Source organism: Chloroflexaceae bacterium (assembly GCA_025057155.1).
GTDB lineage: Bacteria > Chloroflexota > Chloroflexia > Chloroflexales > Chloroflexaceae > JACAEO01.
On the sequence record JANWYD010000013.1, the window covers coordinates 1 to 21,188 of the forward strand.

The 21,188-nt window shown below is 65.2% G+C and carries 13 protein-coding genes; 8 read left to right on the forward strand and 5 right to left on the reverse strand.

What is annotated here, in order from left to right; genetic code table 11:
• Positions 1 to 281: 281 nt before the first annotated feature.
• Positions 282 to 1,823 (forward strand): murein biosynthesis integral membrane protein MurJ, encoded by a 1,542-nt coding sequence (gene murJ, locus NZU74_12965; protein ID MCS6882236.1) that lies wholly within the window; start codon positions 282 to 284, stop codon positions 1,821 to 1,823.
• Between the two features lie 288 nt (positions 1,824 to 2,111).
• On the opposite strand, the gene NZU74_12970 is transcribed toward murJ, so the two are convergent.
• A complete protein-coding gene (locus NZU74_12970) occupies positions 2,112 to 3,074 on the reverse strand; it encodes a nucleoside hydrolase (protein MCS6882237.1) in 963 nt (320 codons plus the stop codon).
• Positions 3,075 to 3,429: 355 nt separating this feature from the next.
• On the opposite strand from NZU74_12970, the gene NZU74_12975 reads away from it, so the two are divergent.
• The gene (locus tag NZU74_12975) at positions 3,430 to 3,936 is read left to right on the forward strand and encodes a ribonuclease H-like domain-containing protein (GenBank protein ID MCS6882238.1); all 507 of its coding nucleotides are present in this window, start codon (positions 3,430 to 3,432) and stop codon (positions 3,934 to 3,936) included.
• Between the two features lie 9 nt (positions 3,937 to 3,945).
• Positions 3,946 to 5,766, forward strand: a complete 1,821-nt coding sequence (pknB, locus tag NZU74_12980; protein ID MCS6882239.1) for a Stk1 family PASTA domain-containing Ser/Thr kinase — start codon at positions 3,946 to 3,948, stop codon at positions 5,764 to 5,766.
• A gap of 77 nt (positions 5,767 to 5,843) precedes the next feature.
• Here pknB and NZU74_12985 read toward each other — a convergent pair whose 3' ends face one another.
• On the reverse strand, positions 5,844 to 6,044 hold the full coding sequence (locus tag NZU74_12985) for a hypothetical protein (protein MCS6882240.1): 201 nt from the start codon (positions 6,042 to 6,044) through the stop codon (positions 5,844 to 5,846).
• Between the two features lie 124 nt (positions 6,045 to 6,168).
• Positions 6,169 to 6,879: an ABC transporter ATP-binding protein gene (locus NZU74_12990; protein ID MCS6882241.1), complete on the reverse strand. Its 711-nt coding sequence runs from the start codon at positions 6,877 to 6,879 to the stop codon at positions 6,169 to 6,171.
• A 739-nt stretch (positions 6,880 to 7,618) separates the two neighbouring features.
• On the opposite strand from NZU74_12990, the gene NZU74_12995 reads away from it, so the two are divergent.
• The 5 genes from NZU74_12995 to aroQ all read left to right on the forward strand — a co-directional run bounded on the left by NZU74_12995 (position 7,619) and on the right by aroQ (position 15,011).
• Positions 7,619 to 9,037: a replication-associated recombination protein A gene (locus NZU74_12995; GenBank protein MCS6882242.1), complete on the forward strand. Its 1,419-nt coding sequence runs from the start codon at positions 7,619 to 7,621 to the stop codon at positions 9,035 to 9,037.
• A gap of 177 nt (positions 9,038 to 9,214) precedes the next feature.
• Complete coding sequence (locus NZU74_13000; protein MCS6882243.1) at positions 9,215 to 10,372, forward strand: FAD-binding oxidoreductase; 1,158 nt, start codon at positions 9,215 to 9,217, stop codon at positions 10,370 to 10,372.
• A gap of 17 nt (positions 10,373 to 10,389) precedes the next feature.
• On the forward strand, positions 10,390 to 11,268 hold the full coding sequence (locus NZU74_13005; protein MCS6882244.1) for a hypothetical protein: 879 nt from the start codon (positions 10,390 to 10,392) through the stop codon (positions 11,266 to 11,268).
• A 49-nt stretch (positions 11,269 to 11,317) separates the two neighbouring features.
• Entirely contained in the window at positions 11,318 to 14,380 is a 3,063-nt protein-coding gene (locus tag NZU74_13010; GenBank protein MCS6882245.1) for a tetratricopeptide repeat protein, read from the forward strand.
• Between the two features lie 163 nt (positions 14,381 to 14,543).
• On the forward strand, positions 14,544 to 15,011 hold the full coding sequence (gene aroQ / locus NZU74_13015) for a type II 3-dehydroquinate dehydratase (GenBank protein ID MCS6882246.1): 468 nt from the start codon (positions 14,544 to 14,546) through the stop codon (positions 15,009 to 15,011).
• Positions 15,012 to 15,436: 425 nt separating this feature from the next.
• On the opposite strand, the gene NZU74_13020 is transcribed toward aroQ, so the two are convergent.
• Positions 15,437 to 15,682: a hypothetical protein gene (locus tag NZU74_13020; GenBank protein MCS6882247.1), complete on the reverse strand. Its 246-nt coding sequence runs from the start codon at positions 15,680 to 15,682 to the stop codon at positions 15,437 to 15,439.
• Between the two features lie 290 nt (positions 15,683 to 15,972).
• The gene (locus NZU74_13025) at positions 15,973 to 21,162 is read right to left on the reverse strand and encodes an NEW3 domain-containing protein (GenBank protein ID MCS6882248.1); all 5,190 of its coding nucleotides are present in this window, start codon (positions 21,160 to 21,162) and stop codon (positions 15,973 to 15,975) included.
• Between the last annotated feature and the right edge of the window lie 26 nt (positions 21,163 to 21,188).

A 21,188-nucleotide genomic window follows, 5' to 3' on the forward strand; every position in this document is an offset into this window, starting at 1 on the left:
GCGGAGCGAGGGGTCTACCGCACCAGGAGGCGGAAGATGCTTCGCTTCGCTCAGCATGACAGGGCGAGCGAAATACCGGAAAACTTACTTCACAGACTAATTAGTAGTCTGTGAACGAAGTTTCCTGGCATTTCCGCCCCCCTCCCAGCCTCCCCACGTTGGGGGGAGGAACCGGACTCCCTCCCCCAGCGGGGGAGGGTTGGGGAGGGGGCGGAGTTGCCGAAAAACTTCGTTCACAGAGTAATTAGTAGTCTGTGAAGTAAGTTTCCTTGCCTTTCTGCATGAATGACACCGTCCAGAGCGGCGTGGCCGCGCGAGGCATTCTCTCGGCTGCGCTGCTTATCGCGGTCGGGAACATCCTCAGCCGACTGGTCGGCTTCATCCGCGAGCCAATCATCGCCTACTTCTTTGGACGCGGCGTGGCAGTGGATGCGTTCCAGATCGCCTGGACGGTTCCCAGCACTGTCTACGACTTGCTGATTGCCGGGGCTGTGAGCGCCGCCCTTGTGCCGGTGTTCTCGGAGTATGCCGAAGGTGATCGCGACGAGTTCTGGCGGGTCGTCTCGGGCGTGTTGACCCTGGCTCTCGCTGCGCTGACGGCCGTCGTCGCCCTGGCCCTCTGGCAGGCGCCCCTGATCGTGGCGCTCCTCACTCGCCCCCAGGAGAGCGTCCTGCGCGACCTGGCCATTCCGATGGTGCGCCTGCTGATGCCAGCGGTGCTGCTGATGGGCATCTCAGGGCTGGCAACAGCGGTGCTCCACGCCCGGCGACGCTTCCTGCTGCCGGCCTTCGTAATGGTCGCTTTCAACCTCGGGATGGTCCTGGGGGTAGTCACGCTCCACGACCGGTTCGGCGTCAACAGCCTGGCCGTTGGCGCCTTCATTGGCGCGCTGGCCCAGGTCGCGCTGCAACTCCCCGGCCTGCGCGGGGCGCGTTTGCGGCCAACCCTGGGGTTGGGACACCCCGCCGTGCGACGGATCGTGCGCCTGTATGCCCCCGTAGCGCTGGGGATCGGCTTTTCAATCATCGGCACGTTGATTGACCGGTGGCTGGCTTCGGGCTTCGAGGGCGCCCTGAGCGCGATGCGCTACGCTACCACGCTCATCCAGTTCCCCCTCGGCCTGGTGGCGTCGGCGGTCGCCCTGGCCGTGCTGCCGACCCTGTCGCGCCAGAGCGCTGTGGCCGCCGAGTCGGAGTTTCAAACTACGCTGGCAATGGGCTTGAAGGTCGTGCTGCTGTTGATCCTGCCGGCCACGACAGGGCTGGCAGTCCTGGCAACACCGATCACCAGTCTGGTCTTCGAACGGGGCGCCTTCGGTCCTGAGGACACGCACATCACTGCCCTGGCCCTCCTGCTCTACCTGCCCGGCTTACCTGCCGCCGCGCTGGACCAGGTGCTGATCTTCGCCTTCTACGCCCGTAAGAACACCCTTACACCTAACCTGATCCAGGGGGCGGCCATTCTCTGCTATCTCTTAACCGCCCTGCCGCTGCTCTGGTTCACCCGGCTGGGCTTTCTGGCCCTGGTGATCGGCAATTCGGCCCAGTGGATCGGCCACGCTCTGATCACCTGCGCGCTCCTCAGCCGTGCAGCGCCCCTGCGCGACCAGCGCCTGGGCGAAGCGGCATTCAAAGGCGTGCTGGCCAGCGCCCTCATGGCCGCGACCGTTGCCGGGCTTGCCACAGCGCTCGGCGCTGCCCCTGCCGTGCTGGTCGTGACGCTCGCCGGGGGCGCGGGGATGCTGCTCTACCTGGCGGTAAGCGCCGGCCTGCGCGTCGAGGCCCTGGGGTTCTTCATCGCCGCCCTCCGGGCGCGCCTGTAGCAGAAACCGGTTTCTGCACGGAGAGCTGCGCCCTTCCAGACCCGCCTGTCCGACAGGGGGATGGGGAAACCAGGTTTCCCCATTTCTCAGGGGTAAGGGTTTTCCGGCGCATCCTCGCGTCGCATTCGCCACCTGGGGAATTGGGCCGCCCCCCGCCCCCCGCCCCCGCGTGCGGGAGCGGGGGGCGGGGGGGTGAGGATCGTAAGCGCATTGGAATGCCGAAAACCCCTTCTCGCTCGAAAAACCTGCACCTGAGAGGTTTCCCCATCCCCCTGCCGCCCTGAGAACCTACGCCGCCAGCCGATCCGCCAGGTCCTCCATCCGTCGCAGAAAACGCGCGATAAACTCCTTCGCGTCGAAGGACTCCACCAGGCGCGCATTTGGCGCGCGCCCGCTCTTGCCGCTAAAATCGCCCACCGTCTTGCCCAGAGTCAATTCGCTTGCCAGTTCCACCTCCACGTAGAGATCGCGCGTTTGCGCCAGTTCCGGCCACCACGCCAGCGATAGGGCCGCCGGGTCGTTGATCGAGCAGCCCGCCCAGCCAAACTCTTGCAGATGAAATTCGAGGTAGTAACGAGTCGCGTCGGCGATAAAGCGGGGGATCGGGCCGCCGCGCTCCAGCAGCCGGTCCACATCGGCCTGCGTCAACCGCACGTCGCGGGTGATGTCCCACGGCATAATCGTCAGCGGCATGCCGCTGGAAAAAACGATCTGCGCTGCGTGGGGGTCAACGAAGACGTTGAACTCGGCCAGGGGCGTGATGTTGCCCTCGGCGCGAAAGGCCCCGCCCATGAAAATACACTCGCGGACCGCCCGGGCCATGCGCGGCTCTTTCCGCAGGGCCAGGGCCACATTCGTCAGCGGGCCGACCGCAACCAGGGTGACCTCACCCGGCGCGGCCATCACCTCACGGATCAGCACATCCACCGCATGCTCCGCCACCGGCTGCGCTGCGCTCTGCGACAGGCTGGCGTAGCCCAGACCCTTCGCTCCGTGGGTGTCGTGCGCCGTTACCGCCGGGCGCAGCAGGGGCCGGTCACAGCCCGCCGCCACCGCGAGGTCGGGCCGGCCCGCCAGTTCCGCTACCGCCAGCGCGTTGGTTACCGCTTCGGCCAGGGTGCAGTTGCCGTGCACGACCGAAAGGGCGACCAGGTCAATTTCGGGCGAGGCCAGTCCCAGGAGAATGGCCAGGGCATCGTCAATTCCCGGATCGGTGTCGAGCACCACGCGACGGGGAGGAGGAACGTTCATTAGGGCCTCGTCTTCTGCGATAGTTGCGGCGAGCATGGCTGGTTGGGAAGACTGGAGAAACCGGTTTTGCCCTCACTTTTGCCGGTTACGAAGAGACAGCCGCGCAGTCATCTGAGTTGCGCGCCGTGACAACCCGTTTCACCAGGCTCGTACCACCCGGTCAGTTTCATAGACAGGTATTTTTTTACTATACCACACTACGTGTACCTCAAGCCTCTTCATAACCTCCGCGCTCTCTGCGGTGAAAACCCATCCGAGCGTCGGCGCATGTCTCGCTGCGCACAGCTCGCGTTGACGCTCACGCCCCGCCGTGCCATAATGAAGCGGGAAAAGAGCTTCGCGCCACGAGTCACCGATGCGCGCCTATCTGGACATTGAGACGACCTTCACCGGCGCGATCAGCGTCATCGGCATCTATCGCCCCGACCACGGCGCCATCCAGCTTGTCGGCAGCGGCGTTACCGATGTGAACCTCTACGGGGCCCTGGAAGGGATTGGCACGCTTGTCACCTTCAACGGCAGCGGCTTCGATCTTCCGGTCATCCGCAAGCGCCTCCTGGCCGATCTACGGGCCGAATATGACCACCGCGACCTGCTGTACATCTGCCGCCGGCGCGGGTTGCGCGGCGGGCTGAAGGTCGTGGAGCAACGCCTCGGCATTCGCCGAGATACCGCAGGGATCAGCGGCTGGGACGCCCCGCGCCTCTGGCAACGCTACGAGACTGAGGGCGACCAGGCCGCGCTGCACACGCTGCTGGCCTACAATTATGAAGATGTGGTCAATCTGGCGATCCTGGAGGCTCTCCTCGACGGCCATACGGTTGTCGCGCCGGTCCCTGCCATCCGCATTGTGATACAGTAACGACAGTTCATGCAGCAAACGATACTCGATAGCCGCTACGAACTGGAGCGCCTGATCGGCGAGGGGGGCATGGCTCGCGTTTACGCCGGTCGCGATCTTCGGCTCAACCGGCGCGTCGCTATTAAAATCCCCCATAGCCACTACCTCAGCGACCCCGACTTTCTCAGCCGCTTCCGCCACGAGGCCCAGGCGGCCGCCATGCTGACCCATCCGAACATCGTAGATGTCTACGATGTTGGTCAGGACGGCGATATTCATTACCTGGTGATGGAGTATGTCGAGGGCACGAATCTCAAGACAATCATCACCCATGAGGCCCCTCTGCCAATCGCCCGCGCCGTCGATCTCGCCGCGCAGATCGCCCATGGCCTGCATGCCGCCCACCGCGCCGGTTTGATCCACCGCGACATCAAACCCCAGAACATTATCGTTACGCCCGATGGCCAGGCCCACATCACCGATTTTGGGGTCGCCAAAAGCCCCCTGTCCACCGCCCTTACCGAAACGGGAGTGGCCTTCGGCACGGTTGATTATCTCTCCCCCGAGCAGGCCCAGGGCCGGCCTGCCACGCCGCTCTCCGACGTATATGCCCTGGGAGTGGTCCTGTACGAGATGTTGACCGGTCGCCTGCCGTTCACCGGCGACAATGCCCTGGCCGTGGCGATGAAGCACGTTACCGAGCCGCCGGCACCTCCACGACAGCTTGTTCCGGGCATTCCGCCCGGGCTGGAGGCCCTGGTGCTGCGGGCCATGGCCAAGGACCCGGCCCAGCGCCCCGCCAGCGCTCTGGAGTTCGCCGAGGCCCTCAGGGCCTATGATCGGGCCGCGCAGCAGGAGACGCTGGTCGCCCCCGGGCTGTCCCGTCCCGCCGCTCCTCTGCCTCGCGTTCAGAATCCCGGCAGTGGGCGCCCGGCGGCGCCTCCGGCCAGCGGCACAACGGGCCGTGTGCCCATTCCCCCGCCCCGCGGCGCTCCCGCGCGTGCTCCCAGCCAGGACGGGATCGGGTGTGGCGTTTTTGTAGTCGGTTTGCTGGTGCTCGCCGGAGTGCTGGGGCTGATCTTGCTCATCAGCACCGGCGCCGTCGGGCAACTCTTCGCGGGATGGGGCGGCGGCGGCAATGGCGGCAGCGTGATCGCGACGCCTACCCCCACTCCTGAAACCGGCACCCCGACCCCTACCCCTCAGGTAACGGTCGTTGTGCCGGATCTGAGCAACTACAGCGGCGAAGCCGCCGATCAACTGCTGCGCCAGGCATCGTTGCAACCGGTGCGCCGTGAAGCGCACAACGCCGAGGTGGCCATCGGCCTGGTGATCAGCCAGGATGTGCCCGCGGGCAGCCTGCTGCCTCCAGGAAGCCCGGTCACCTACACGGTTAGTCTGGGGCCGCAACTGGTTGAATTGCCCAACGTGACCCGCATTCCAGCGGCGATCGCTCGCGACCGGCTGACCGCTCAGGGCTTGCGGGTTGAGGTGCGTGAGGAACCCAGCCGCGAGGTGGATGCCGGCTTTGTTATCAGCCAGTCCCCCAACGCCGGGCTGAGCGTGCCCGTGGGTAGTACAGTAACCATTGTGGTGAGCCGGGGCGATGTGGTGCGTTTCCCCAATGTGATCGGATTGCAACGCGACCAGGCCGAGCAGATCCTCCGCGCGACCCCCGGCCTCACCCTGATTTTTGTTGATGAACAGGGACCTGATCGGCTCCCCGGATACGAAAACTATGCCGACAACGAGGTCGTGAGCGCGCAGATCGAAAACGGGCCCGGAATCCTGAATGGCGACTATATTCCGCGAGGCAGCAATATTATCCTGGGTGTGAAACGTCCGGGCTAAAACAAGCCCGGGCCGTGCACAGGAGAGCCACGACCTGCCAACCTCTGCCTGCTCCGCGGAAACTGTCAGAAGACCTGCTACGCGGCATCGGTGGTCGTGCTATCCGTGGCGGCCGCGCGCCGCAGCCGCTCAGCCTCATCAAGCAGGCGCCGGCGTTCGGCCACCCCGAAGGCGCGATCAGCATGCTGGCGCCACTCGGGATTGAAGATATAGGCCCACTGCCCGGCCTCGGTGGTGATCCAGCGCGGCGCTTTGGTCGTCTCAATACGTGTGCTCATCGGGTATCCTCCCTCCTCTCAGATTATGCACGCCAGTCCGGGAACAAATACATGCATAGCGCCAGCGTAGCGCGCTGACATGACTCCGGCCTGTTGGCCGGGTGGTATCACGGTAACAATTCACTTATCCGGGAACCAGGGGCAGATCGGCGACCAGGCGACCCTCACGCAGTCGCAGCACCCGGTCGGCGACGCCGATGACTTCAGGACTGTGGGTGACCATCAGCATCGTCTTGCCCGCCTGTCGCGTAAGCTGGTCAAGGAGGGCCAGCACCTGCTGCCCGGTTTCGCTATCGAGGTTTCCTGTAGGCTCGTCAGCCAGCACAATCGCCGGATCGTGCACCAGCGCGCGGGCAATCGCCACTCGCTGTTGTTCGCCGCCGCTGAGGCGGTCGGGATAACTGGCTCCGCGGTCGCGCAACCCCACCGCGTCGAGCATGGCATGCGCTCGCTCCAGCGCTGCCGGGCCAACCAGGCCGTTCAGTTCCAGGGGCAATAACACGTTCTCGAGAACCGTCAGCGTCGGCACCAGATTGAAGAACTGAAACACGAAGCCAATGCTGCGGCGCCGGAAGAGCGTCCGTTCGCGCTCGCTCAGTCGACTCAGCGCGCGACCTTCGACCCACACCTCGCCGCTCGTAGGCAGATCGATGCCGCTGACCAGGTTCAACAGGGTGCTCTTGCCGCTGCCGCTTTTGCCCAGCAAGACTACCAGTTCGCCGCGCGCGAAGGTCATCGTAACCTCGTGCAACACCACCCGATCGCGCCCGGCCTCGGCATACGTTTTGGAGACTCGCTCCAGTCTGATCAACGGCGTTTCCGGCGAATCAAACATTTGCAACCTTTTTGCAAAGCCTTTCTTTGCATTATACCCCGAATATGGTCAAAACGCCAGCATAGACCAATAGACTGCCCTCAGCGGCTCTTCCGTACGGCAGAGCGCCCCGGCGCCGGCAGCGGGCAAACCTGGTTTCGCCGACACACAATCTGGAAGGTCGGGTCTATGGCCCTCTCCGATGAGCCGGGGTATGGAGGCCATCCGGTTTGCTTATAGCGTTTCTCGAAAAGGTTGACCCGTAACGCTAGCAGCGCAGGCGCAGCGAGCTACACCGTTCAGTGTCCTCAGTGGATCAAGCATTTCGGTCAGTGCTCTAGAAAAAGAATGGCGACCGTGGTGGTCGCCACGCAGCTTCACAGTACGGGAGACGCGCAAGCGCAGGGCCTCGCGTTAGGCGAGGTGGGGGCCGTCAGGGGAAGAAGAGGAAGAGAGGGGGGTAAACACACGTGGAACGCATTGCGAGGAAACCCTCGCCGACCGGAACCCCTGCTGGCTGCGCGTTCTTCCGTTGAGCATAGCATACACGCTGCCCCTCCCACGCTACAATAGTTCCTTCTTCCCCCTTTGGCATAAGCCATGCCAGGTTACGGAAGTGGGAAGTGCGACCAGGTCGTGCTACAATACACGCAGAACGAACTTGCGTCCACCTAAGCTCATGACGCCAAAACGCAGCCCTACCATCTTTGACGCCCAGCGCGACCGGACCCTCCGCGACCAGGCCCCTCTGGCGGCGCGGATGCGCCCGCGCACGCTCGACGAGTTCGTTGGCCAGGAACACCTGGTGGGCGAAGGACGCCTGCTCCGCCGGGCCATCGCCAACGACCAGCTTTTCTCTATGATCCTCTGGGGGCCGCCCGGCAGCGGCAAGACCACCCTGGCGCGGATCATCGCCGAGAGCACCAACGCCCACTTCGAGCCGTTGAGCGCCGTTAGCGCCGGGGTCAACGACCTGCGCCGGGTAATCCAGGAGGCCCAGGACCGGCTGGGCATGTTCCAGCAGCGCACCGTACTGTTTATTGACGAGATCCACCGCTTCAACAAGGCCCAGCAAGACGCCGTGCTGCCCTATGTCGAAGATGGCACGATCATCCTGATTGGGGCCACCACGGAGAACCCTTCGTTCGAGATCAACAGCGCCCTGCTTTCGCGAGCGCGCGTCTTTACCCTGGAGGCCCTGAGCGACGAGCACCTCGCCCGGCTTATTGACCGGGCCATCGCCGACCGCGAGCGCGGTCTGGGTGAACTGAACGTGCTGCTGGCCGCCGATGCGCGCGGGTATCTGGTGAACATGGCCAACGGCGACGCCCGAACCGCCCTCAACGCCCTGGAAGCCGCCGCCCGTTCCAAGGCTCCGGCCCTGGGAGAAAAGCGCCTGATCACCCTCGATGACATTCGCGACGCGCTGCAAAGCCGCGCCACACGCTACGACAAGAGCGGCGAATTGCACTTCAACGCCATCTCCGCCCTGCACAAAAGCGTCCGTGACGGCGACCCCGACGGCGCGCTCTACTGGCTGGGGCGCATGCTCGACGGCGGCGAGGATCCCCTCTATATCGCCCGGCGCATCGTGCGCATCGCCGTGGAGGACATTGGCATGGCCGATCCGGCGGCCCTGCCGCAGGCCATCGCCGCTCAACAGGCGGTGCATTTCCTTGGCCAACCCGAGGGCGAACTGGCCCTTGCTCAGGCGGTGGTCTATCTCTGCCAGGCCCCCAAGAGCAACGCGGTCTACCGCGCCTATGCCGCGGCGATGCGCGATGTGGCCGAGACGCGCAACGAACCGGTGCCGCTGCACCTGCGCAACGCCCCGACGGATCTGATGAAACGCCTGGGCTACGGCAAGGGCTACGAGTACGCCCACGATCTGCCCGCGGGCCGTAGCGACCAGGCCCACCTGCCCCCGAATCTGGAAGGACGGATCTACTACGAGCCGACCAATCACGGGTTCGAGAGCCTGGTGCGCGAGCGCCTCGTCTGGCGCGAAGAACGCCGTCGCCAGCGCGAACACGAAGCCCCTTCAGCGCAGAACCATGACGCCACTGTTCCCACTCTCCCCGACCCCCAGGCGCTCTCCGGCGAAGAACCGCAGGAATGGCCGCCGGAACCTTCCCCATCAGCACCGCGCCCGGCACGAACCGGCCGCCGCAAAGGATGAGCGCAAGCGTGTATAATGCACGACATCCCTACAGCAAAGATTAGGGACATCAGGTTTCCTCCAGACCCTGCCCATGGCGGACGCCCAGTAGCGCAACCCTCAAGGTTGCGCGCAGAGTTTCGGAGGGTGGCGCCTCTCGGGAAACCTTCTTTCCGGCTGTAGTTCGAGGAGCGTACCGTGACAGGCCGCACACAGGTGGCAATCATTGGCGCCGGTGTCATCGGCGCCAGCATCGCCTATCATCTGACCCTTCGGGGTTGTACCGACGTGCTGATACTTGAGAAGGAGGAAGCCGAGGTGAGCGGCAGCACCGCCCGCTCGGCAGCCGGCGTCCGGCACCAGTTCTCGAACGCCACCAATATCCTGCTCTCGCGCTACAGCATTCAGAAGCTGCGCACCTTCGACGAAGAAGTCGGCGGACACGCCGAGTTGCACCTGGTAGGCTATCTCTTTCTGGTTAACAATGCCGCTACGTGGGAGCAGTACCAGCGCAACGTCGCCCTCCAGCGGCAACTCGATGTGCGCGTCGAGGTGTTGAGCCCCGAGGAAGCCGCGCGCTTCGTGCCCGGCATGCGCACCGACGACCTTATCGGCGCGACCTTCGGCCCCGATGACGGCTTCTGCGACCCCTATGGCATCGCCATGGGTTACCTGCGCGCCGCCCAGCGCATGGGCGCTCGCATCCTCCGCGGCGTCGCCGTCACCGGGTTCGAGATCCGCGGCGGCGCCGTGAGCGGCCTGCGTACCACCCACGGCGGGATTGCCTGCGATATTGCGGTCAACGCCGCCGGTCCATGGGCCGGAGAAGTTGCGGCCCTGGCCGGTCTTGACGTGCCCGTCCGTCCCTACCGGCGCAATATCTATATGACCACTCCCTTCCCCCAGATCCCCGACCCCATCCCATTCACCGTAGATGTCGGCAGCGGCTTCTACATGCGCCACGAGGGCCCCGGCCTCCTGATGGGCCGCTCCAACCCCGATGAGCCGAGCAGCTTCAATACGACGGTAGACTGGGACTGGCTCGACCACGTGCTCGAAGCCGGCCTGTATCGCTTTCCGGTGCTGCAGCAGGCCGGCCTCGCCACCAGTCAGTGCTGGGCTGGTCTCTACGAGATCACGCCTGACCATAACCCTATCCTCGGGCGACATCCCGACCTGGCCAATTATGTGGACGCCAGCGGCTTCAGCGGTCACGGGATCATGCATGCTCCCGCCACCGGTATGCTCATTGCCGAAGAGATCCTCGACGGTCGCGCCCATACCATCAATATTGACGATCTGCGGATCAGCCGCTTTCAAACCGGGCAACAGCAGATTGAGCAGAATGTGATCTGAGATCTGGAAGGCGTGACTTGAAACACCAATTCTGGATTGATCGCCCCCGGCAGCGCGAGGCGCTCCGGCGGAGCCTGACCGGCGCCAGCGAGCCGAAGATCCTCGCTCTCCGCGCCGGGCCGGGAATGGGCAAGTCCTGGCTGTTGCGACAGTTCGCCGATGACGCGCTGCAACTCGGGGGTCGCGTCAGTCTGCTTGATTTCAGCGATGGGCGCGCCTACGATACCCTGGCGCTCGTGCGCCACATGCGCGACGCCCTCGGCGCGCCGGGCTTCGATGCTCTAACGCTGACCATCAATGAGGTGACCGCGCCGCGACTGACTGCAAACCTCCGCGCCCGCCCGCGCGCGTCAGGCCAGTCATTGCTCACCGGCGCCAGTCATTCAGGGGTTAAAGACAATCTTTTTGTCGTTCAATCTGATGATCCGTGTCTGCTACCAGCGATTGACGATCGAGTCACCCGGGCCTTCTTCGCGTGTCTCGAGGATCTGGCCTTGCAGGCGCCGGTTCTGTTGCTCTTCGACAGCTATGAACACGCCTCGCTTGATAACGAGCGCTGGCTGTCGGGGGTGGCCGATCGCTGGATCCGGCAGGAGTTGCTGCGCCGCATTCGCGATGGGCGGTTACGCAACACCGTAGTGGTGCTGGCAGGGCGTCTGCTACCTCCGTTTGACGCGAGCTGGACCTCGGCGCTGCGCACGCTCAGCCTTGAGGCGTTCTCGCCCGCTGAAGCAGCGTACTACCTGGGCGCCTGCCGCGGCGCCGAACGCCTGAGCGACGCCGAGGCGCAGGCCATCTATGCGCTGACCAGGGGGCGCCCTGACCTGGTGAGGTTAATCGGAGACGCTCTGGAGAGAGCAGATAATTCTTCGGACCAGGAACTCCCGGCCAGGTGAAGCGCGGAAGCCGGGGCTCTCCATATCGCAAGCGCGCGCTTGCCGGTCTATGTCGGGTAAGACTCATCTTGATCGCCCCCTCTCCGCCGATGCCAACGGCGACACCGCCGGTATGGCCGCACTGACCTGGGCGGTCGAACAACTCTTCCGCGCCGTCGGCCCCGAACGGGCCGAGGCCCTCCGCCGCGCGGCGCTGCCCCGCTGGTTTGACCGCGAGACGCTCCAGACCCTCTGCGAGCCGTCCATAGAGCCAGACGCCCTGTTTGAAGAGGCGCGCCGGTTGAGTTTTGTGCGTGACGTTGGAGATGGTCGCCTGGCCTATGCCGATCAGGTGCGCCAGACGCTCCTCGCCGCGTGGCGCCGCGAACGCCCCGATGACCTGGAGACGTTTCACCGGCGCCTCTACCACCACTTCGCCCAGCGTGCCGTCCCCCCCGACGCCGCGAGCGGAGCTATGCCGCTCCTGCCGGAGAGCACGGCCCTGAGCGCCGCGCCGCTCACTGTCCAGGCTGATGTGCTGCGCCGCGAGGCGTTGTACCACTTGCTGCACATCGATCCGGATCGGGGCCTCGATGAACTCCGCGCGACCTTTGCGTACTTTGAAACCATTCACCGTCTGGCTGAACTCGAGCGACTGGCGCACGTGGCCAGCGCGGCCATTGCCGACGCAGTGCTGGGTTCACGGCACCGTCGCTGGGCGCAGTATCTGGTCGCCCGCGCCCTGTTGGCCGCGCGTCGCCTCAATGAGGCGATTGCCCATCTCGAGGCGTTGCGCGCCTATGATGACCTGGAACCGGATCTGGCCGCTCAGGTGGGGCAGAGCCTGGGAGAAGCTCGCCTCGAACAGGGCCGCTACGCGCTGGCAATCGAAGCGCTTCGCCAGAGCCTCCCCCTGGCTGCCCGCACAGGCGAGCAGCCGGCGCTCGCTCGGACGATGCTCCTTCTCGGCGATGCCTATCAGGGACTCGGCGCCAGCGCCTGGTATGTGCCCGAGCCTTCGCCCCATCTGGCCCTGCGGGCTGGATATACGCTGTGGATAGGACTGCTGTCGCTGCCGTTTCTGATCGCCGCCCTGACCCTGGGGCCGGGCAACCGGCTCCTGCCGCGCCCGGCGTACTGCGCCCATCATCAAAACTGGCCCTCAATCCGGCTGATCAACACCGCGCGCTTCTGGTACATCCAGGCCCGCGACACCTTTCGCTACCTCGAAGACGCCCGCAACGCCGTTTATGCCGAACAACGTCTTGCCAGCATCCTGTTGCTGTATGGCTACCACGACGAGGCGCGAGCCACGATTGAAGAATTGCTGCAACAACCGGTCGCGCGCGATCCTTACCTGCGCGCCTCACTACACCAGACCATGGCCGAATGTTCTCTCGCGGCCGGCAACGTCGAAGCCGCCCGCGCTACACTCGCCGCGATCCTGGTCTTGTTTCGCGATCTCGGCGATGTGCGACGCGAGACCAGCGTTCTTGCCGCCTGTGGCCACGCCGCCCGCCTGAGCGGAGACATCCAGGGCGCGCTTGGGTATTTCACCGCCGGCCTTGAGCGCGCCCGCACGCTGCCCGATCCCCACGCTCGTGAGCGCATCCTGCACCAGGTGCGGGTCTGGCGCTCGCACCCCGGCACTGATGTTGACACTCGCCGCGCCCTCGCCGGCCTGCTTGCCGCCGAACCCGAAAAACGGTACATCGCTCACAGCCTGCCGCGCTCCATCGGGCTGTTGCCGGTTACCGCCGTGCTGATAATCCCGCTGCTGGTGCTCTTGATCGGCGTTGTTGCCCCGGTGCCGCGGATCACGCCTCATCCCGACGGCTTGATCGCCATTGGCAGTTTCTTTCATCCCTGGCGCGCGCTCGGCGTCGTGGCTACGTTGCTGGCAATTACCCTGGCCGTGTATGCCGCCGTTGCTGCCATCATGCTCTTCTGGCTGCCGCTCAACCACATTGAACGCGCTCTGCCAGACATCATCAGCATACGCCCGGGCGCGATCGCTCGCCACGATGCCTGGGGCAATCTGCGCATTGAGCTGCCCTGGAGCGCCGCGCGCCGCTGGCTCACCTTTGACTGCCGGCTGTGGGATCGCCCGCTGGGACTGGTTTCACGCTCGGCGCTGGAGGCGGAACCGGATTGTTTCCTGCCGATTGAAGGCGTCACCGGGTGGTATACCGAACTCCAGCAGGAGATCGATCGCCATCTTGCCGAAGCGCGCCAACCGCCCGACCCGCCCATCGAGCGTCAGGAGCTTGGCCACAGCCTGTTGCGAAGCCTTCCGGGCCTCTCGGTCGGCGTGGGGCTGGCATTGCTTCTGCTCGTCACCTGTCTGAACAATGGCTGGTTGCGTCTCGACGTCGGCATTCCGCTGCCTATGCTCACGGCAGTGTGGTTCCTGGCCCTGAGCGGCGCGCTCATCCTCGCGCCTCTGGCTTTCTGGATCGCCAGCAGGCCGTTGCATGCGCCTCCATCGCTCCAGATGAGCCGGCACTGGCCGCTGGTGATTGGCGGCCTGGGGGGCGCCACGGTCCTGCTGGCGCTGGCCGGTGGCCGGTGGCTCATTCGGGTCGAGGCCCTGACTTACACCCTGGTGGTGTGGGGCGCCTACTTGCTGGCCGAGGCCCTGGCAGCGCGGATCCGCCCTGGCCAGCTCCTCCCCCGCGTGACTGCGATCACCATTGCCGTGGGTCTGGCCCTGGCCCTCGTCGCCGCGCCCGCGCTCGATCACGTCCGCTGGCTGGAACACTCCATCGCCCACCGGCAGGCCCTTCTCGGAAGCGAGGCCTCTGCTCGCTTCTGCGCCGCAGCGCCCGCCACTGCCGAACTCGCTGCCAGAGATGAGCGCGTCTATCTTTTTCAGGGAGACTGCGCAGCGCGCCTCGGAGACTGGTCAACGGCGGCCCGCGCCTACGCCGGGGCTGCTCAGGTTGCCCCCTCGGGCTCCGGCCAGCGAGCCCTGGCGCTGTACAATCTCGGGGTCGCTGCCGGCTACCTCGGTGCTGACAGCGCCCTCGACCGGGCCGTTGACGGCTATGAACAGATTTGCGCCACGCTTGCTCGGAGCGACCCGATCTGCGCCCGGTTGCAATCCATTGGCCCGCCGCGCCTGCGGCGCTGATGCCATTTCGGATTGTGGATTCTGATGTAACATATTCGGGTCAGGCAAGCGGGCTTCTCGACCCGATGGGGCTATACATTACCGACAAATAGGAGCGGAACCAGCCCATACGGCCGTATTCAGCATCAGAACGAGCTTCTCCTGAGGAAATCCGGAGTACGCTATGCCCGACGCCATCGCCGTGATCCACGGCCCCAATCTCAACATGCTCGGCCAGCGCGAACCGGACATTTACGGGCGCACCACCCTGGCCGAAATTGACGCCGCCCTGAGCGCCCGCGCGGCCAGCGCCGGCCTGCGCCTGATCAGCGTGCAGTCGAACCACGAGGGAGTCTTGATTGACTTCTTGCAGCGGGAGGCATGGAACGCCGCCGGGGTGATCATCAACCCCGGGGCGCTGACCCACTACGGGCTGGCCCTGCGTGACGCCCTGGCCGCGCTCAGCGCGCCGATCATCGAGGTCCATCTCTCCAACGTCTACCGGCGCGAGCCGTTTCGCCACACCTCGGTGGTCGCTCCGGTCGCCACAGGGCAGATCACCGGCCTGGGGTGGCGCGGCTACCTGCTGGCGCTCGAGTGGCTGATCGCTGAACGGGAGGATCGCAAGAAGCCGGACTCTCCGGTTTCGTAGCCATTAAGCTCGGGCCGTCAGACTGCCGAACGAACGAGGCGCCAGAGACCCCCGATTTCCCCGGTTTCGCAGAAGACAAATCCAGACGGGCAGGTGTCCGGGGAAACTCGGTTTCTGCGCATTGTAGAGTAAATCCGGGAAGGCCGCGCCCTCCTGGACGCTCCTGTGAGGGGCCTGGGTTATGATCATTAAGAATTAAATCCGGGATAGCTCGCGAAGGTAGGCTTCGCATCGGTAGCCCGCGGCTGATGAAGATTAAGAATTAAATCCGACATAGCCCGTCCAGGCGGGGTTTGCATCAATAGCCCGCGGCTTTAGCCGCCGGGCTACCGGGCGAATACCGGTGTATATTCTAAATCCTCATCAGCCGCCGGGCTACCGGGCGAATACCGGCTTATCAATCCCCATCACATCGGCAAGGAGATTCACTCTTCCGGGGGAAGGGAAGTGGTGATATCGTACACCAGCACCTGCACATCCAGCCCTTCGCCGGCCAGCAGTTGCAGCGTGTATTCGTGGGTGGCTTCTTTGATGGCGCTCTCTTCACTGAGCGGCGCATAGGCGCGGATGGTCGCTTCTTCGCTCGACACGCGCGTCACCCGCACCACCGCGCCCGGCGCAGCGGCATGGATCCGTCGGCTGATCTCACTAATGGCTTCATCAAGGTTCATGGAGCTCCTCCACCTGTGGCCTGACCGACGCTGATTACTATACCTGTTGATGAGCGTTTCAGCAACCCGCTGAACACGGTGAAACCAGGTTTCACCGTATCCCCGCCTGCCGGGGAATGATCGCGACCCCGCCGCTTCGTGGGCAACCTGGAACTCCCTGCCACCCTGCCCGCGGACGTCCGCAGGTGAGGACAACAAATCTTTCTCCTGCGCTTGATCGCCGCAGATGTGACCAGACAACGCATCAGGGGCGGCCTGGCCGCCCCTGATGCCTTCGCTGGCCGCGCATGTCATTGCGCCGCTCGCACCAGCGGCAGGTAGATCCGCGGGCGCACCTCCGGCACTGTAGACGCCTCTGGCACGACCAGCGTTACCTCGACCCGGTCGCGCGCCGCGCTGTCGAACCGCGAACGCGCCTCGACGAAGAAGCGGGTGATCGTCCCCGGCGCGACACTGGCCGGCACGGTCACCTGCATCCCGACCCGGAAGGTGCCCTCACGATCCACCGGAACGGTTGACGGGGTGATCGTCAGGCTCCAGCCCGCGGGCAAGCCGATTGGCGCGAGGTCGAACACATCGGCGGCGCTCCCCCGGTTGGTCACCGCCAGCCCGCTCAGGGTTTGCGGGCGGCCGCCCGGCTGCACCAGCCGCACCTGCGACGCCGCCAGGCTCACCCCTGCCACCCGGCTCACCGTCAGGCTATCCTCGGCCTCATCGAAGATCGACGGGTCACCAACCAGTTCCACCCGCACCCGCGCGAAACCCGGGTCGCCAGCGCGCTTCCCGTCAGGGATGAAGACCCGCACCGTGACCTCGATCTCCTGGCCCGGACCCAGGTTCACCAGATCAGGCGCGACAATCGCCGGCCAGCCGTTGGCCTCGGCCACCGTGAGCCGGAAGAGGCCCTGCTCCGAGCCGATATTCCGCACCGTGTGCGTAAAGACCACCGTGCTGTTAGGCGGCCCCTGGCCGCTGCGATTCGGCTCGATGATCACCCCGCGCGCCGGACCGATGGCGGTGATGTCCTCCGTTTCGTCGAGCACCGGCGTGCCTGCTCCAACCGCGCGCACCCGCACCCGGGTGGTGTTCTGCTCACCCGGTGCGGCTGAAGCCGGTGCGTTCACCTGCACCGTAATCGTGGCCCTCTGGCCAGGGCCGAGCACCGGCGTAGGGCTGCCTGTCACCGTCGAACTCCACCCGGCTGCGCTGTCGCTGGTCTCGATAATAAAGGCCGTCGTGGTGGTGCCGGTGTTGGTCACCGTATGGGTGTAGGTTACCGACTCGCCGGGGTTGAGATTGCGGCGCTGCCCCGGCGACAGGTCGGCAGCGGTGATGCTGGCGACGCGCGCCACGTCGGTGGCGCTGGCGCTCGGTCCACCCTCGCGGCCCGTAGCCGTCACGGTTATCGTCGTTGACGCGCCGGCCCCCAGGCCCGCCGGAATGGCCGCCTGCACCGTGATCGTCCGCGTGCCGTTGCGCGGCACATTCAGCGCCGCCGTCGGCGAGACCGCGACCGTCCATCCCGGCTCGCTTGAACTCACGCTCAGGTCGAAGCTGTCGGCGGCGTTGCCGGTGTTGGTCAGGGTATGGGTAAAGGTCAACACCGCGCCGGGCGCGCCTTCGCCCTCACGATTGGGCGCCAGTTCCACCCCGCGAAAGCGTTGCACATTGACGGTGATAGTGGCCGTGGCGGTGAAATTGCCCACCGGCGGCGCCTGCGCGCTATTATCGGCAGTCGCCGAGATCTGGATCGGATACGCGCCCGCGTCCACGCCCTGCGGCACGCTTACCTGGACGGTAAAGGCACATGTGCCGCCTGCAGCAATAATTGTGTTGCAGGTGGTAGCAGTGGTTGACACCGTCCAGCCTGCCGGGCCAGTGAAGGTGGAGGGCACGATGATCGGCACGGGGGCGTTGCCGGTATTGGTTACGGTATTGACAAAGGTAACTGTGCCCGGAGCATTGCGCACATCCACCGGGTCGGGCGCGCCGGGTCCGGGGTCAATGCGCGCGGCCCCGCCGCCCGTCACCACGACCCGGGCATTGCGCGTCACCGCCGGCGGCGGGCTGGACCCGCCGGAGGCGGCGGCGGTCACGGTGAAGTCATAATTGCCCTGCAACGTGCCCGACGGCACGCGGATGGTCACGCGCACTGTCGAGGCAGCGCCCGCCGCCAGAGCGGTCAGGGGCGGCGTGGCGCTGACGCCCTGCACCTGTAGCGGCGATCCGCCCGGCAGGGTAGGCGTCACCATAAAGCTGTCAGGCGCGTTGCCGGTGTTGGTCAGGGTGTACTCAAAGATCGCGTCGGCCCCCGCGGGCACGGTGCGGATCAGCGGGTTGTCGGCGGGCAGGAAGGTGAAACTCCGGATGGTCGGGACGCTGATCACGTCGTCCACCGGATCGGTGCGGCGCTCGGTGCCGACAACACCTACGCGGAAGCGGACGCGCACCTCGCCGGGAGGCGGGGTCGGGCCAGGAGTGTTGACCACGATGGTAAGCGTGGCCGTGCCGCCAGCGGGCAGATTGGCGGGGCTTAACGTGACCGAGCCAATCGTCCAGCCCGCCGGCGGCGCGCCAACAAAGTTCAGCCCGACGACCTCAAAATTGCCGGGCAGATCGCCGATATTGCGCACCGTATGCGTGAACGTTACCGACGCGCCGGAGAGCGGCAGCGTCTGGGTCATCGGCGTGACCTCCGGGGTGGCGGGCTGCACGGTGGGCTGCACAGCAGTAACAGTGTCAGTTACTTCATTGGAGCTTGTGGCGCCAAAAATGGCCCGCACGGTGACGCTATGGGTGGTGTTGGGCGCCGTGCCCAGAGGCACGCCGACCGTCACGCCAAACTCTACCGAACTCTGCCCGCCGGGAGGCGCCGCCGGCACGGTCACCGTAGTCGGGCCGCTGGCCCACCCCAGGGACGAGGTGATCTGAATGACATAGGTGCGCTCCACCGGGGCGTTGTGGGTCAGCGTATGCGTGAAGATCGTAGAACTGCCGATATTGACATTGCGGCTGCTCGGTGAGGCCGCGCCAAGGCTGAACGTGGGCGGAGTTGTACAAGGTCCCAGCGCGCCGCTATCCAGAGCCGTGGTGAAGGGCGAAGTGTTGCTGCCAGGGGTAGTAGCTGTGGCCGTCAGGTAGCGCAGACATCCGGGGATGGGGATGCTGAAATTGCCGCTGGCATCGGCCGTGCCGCTGGTCAGGAAGAGCGGCCCCTCGCGATCCTCGGCGACGGACGAGGTAAAGACCTCCACCGTGCAATTCGGGCAGGCCGTGCCGGTCAGAACCGGCGGGGAGCCGGCGGTCACCCCCGTGAGCGTCGGCGGCGCCTGGCCGCCGTTTCCGCCACCGGAGAGAGCGATCCCGTCGCCGCTGCTCTGGGTGGTAGTGGTTCGCGAGATCCTGACCGCGGTCGCGGCGTCCACCCGCACCCCATCGCCGGCGCCGAGAGCGCCGTTAAAGGCCATCTGATTGCTAACGATTTGATTGTTGGAAGCATCAACGCGAATGCCGTGGTAACCGCTAAAAGGCGCGCTCATGCTGCCATTGAAGGCGATCAGGTTGTTCTGGACCGTATTGTTCAATCCAGACACCAGCCACAGACCCTCGCGCCGGTTGCCGATCCCTGTGCCCGAAGCCAGTGATCCGCTCGCCCGCGTGCCGATGCGATTGCCGACAATAGTATTGTTACTCGCCTCCTGACCGGCGGCGCTGCCGCCCAGCCTGATCCCGATCTCCAGCCCGGAGATCACGTTGTCCCGAATGGTATTACTGGCGCTCCGGCGCACCCGGATCCCTTCGCGGGAGATGGGAGTGCTGGCATTCAGCGCCCCGTTGCCGTCGCGGCGAACACCGATGAAGTTATTTTCGATGGTATGGCCGCCAGTGGCGCAGGGGCCGCTACAGTTGTTCAGCGAGCCTGAGGCTTCGGGGTCAATCAGGATTCCGGCCCCCACTCCGCCTGCCGCCGAACCGCTCCAGGCGATGATGTTGCGATCGGCAATGCCGGAGCCGCCAATGCGGATGTTATTGCCATTTTCGATCCAGATATTGGGCGCGCGATTGGCCGTGTCGCTGGCTACGGGGGGATTGCTGAGGGTGGAGGATGAACCCTCAGGATTGGCGCCGAAGACGTTCCCGCGCACCACGTGGCCCCCGGAGCGGAACCTGACGCCGTAGAGAGCGTTGGCCGAAATCACGTTCGCCGGCCCGATCGTCACCACCGGATTATCGCCCACCGCAGCGGCATTGTAGCGCCCCACGAAGATCCCTTCGGCGCCGTTGCCGAGCGCCGCGCCGCTGGCATTGAGGCCGATGTAGTTGCCGGCAATGGTGACGTTGCCGTACTTCTGGGTGCTCTCGGCAATCTCGATCCCGCGGTTGGCATTGCCGGCGATCACGTTGCGCCCCCCGGCAGGATCGAGAGGGTCGCCGATCACCGTATTGTAGGGGCCGTAGTTGGGGTTGGGGAGCGCACCGATCAGAATGCCGACCCGGTTGGGAATGGCCGTGCCGGCGCTGTTGACCCCGATCAGGTTGCGCACGATGGTCGTGTCGCGAGGCGTCAGCGCGCTGTTGAAGGTGGTTTCAAAGCTCGAAACGGTAATGCCCGCGATGATCGGGTTGCCGGGCGCGGTGGAAGTGTGCCCGCCGACCAGGTTATCGGCGATGAGCGTGCCCCGCGCACCTACGGACACGCTGATGCCGGCCTCGGTCGTGCTGGTATTCACATTTGTGGGCTGAGCCGTGCCCGCGGCATTAGTGCCGATGTAGTTGCCAATAATCTGGTTGTTCTCGTTGAGAGCGATCTCGCCCGTGTTGGCAACGACCACATTCGCAACCCGGTTCGCAGCAATGATATTGCGCTCATTGGCGCCCGTGCCGCCGATGATGTTGTTGCTGGCGCCATTGGCCATAGCCACGCCGTAGCGCCCGTTGCCATTCGCCGTCACTCCATCGGCCTCGACGCCGAGATAGCAGTTGTAGACGCGGTTGTTGTCGCCACCGTTGAGGCTGCCGTCAATATAGATGCCTGAGCCACTGGTCGCAGCGCCTCCACCGGCGGGAAAGCCCACAAGTACCAGGCCGCGAATGGTATTGTTGTTCGAGACAATGTTCAGTCCATGCCCTGAGACGTTATTCGCTGCCAGCACCACGCCACTGATGGTCACACGGCTGCCGCCGCCGTCTATCGTCGTCCCGTTGTCGGTAAGGGGCGGCAGGGGCTGGGTCTGGGGCTGGATGGTGGTCACCCCCGACGCAAAGGTAATGGTGTTCGGACCGGGCGTGCTATTCGCCAGGCGGATCGCCTTGCGCAGAGTGCAATCCGTGGCGCCGCACGTAGGTCCGCCGTCATCGGTATCGGCGGAGGAGGTGACGACCAGACTACTCTGCGCGAGGACGGCCCGCGGGGCGGGCAACGCCGCCACCAGCAGAGCCAGGAGCAGGACGAAGCTACAACGGCGCGCGAGGTTTGGCACGGGCGTTCTCCTCACTGTGCTTGTTT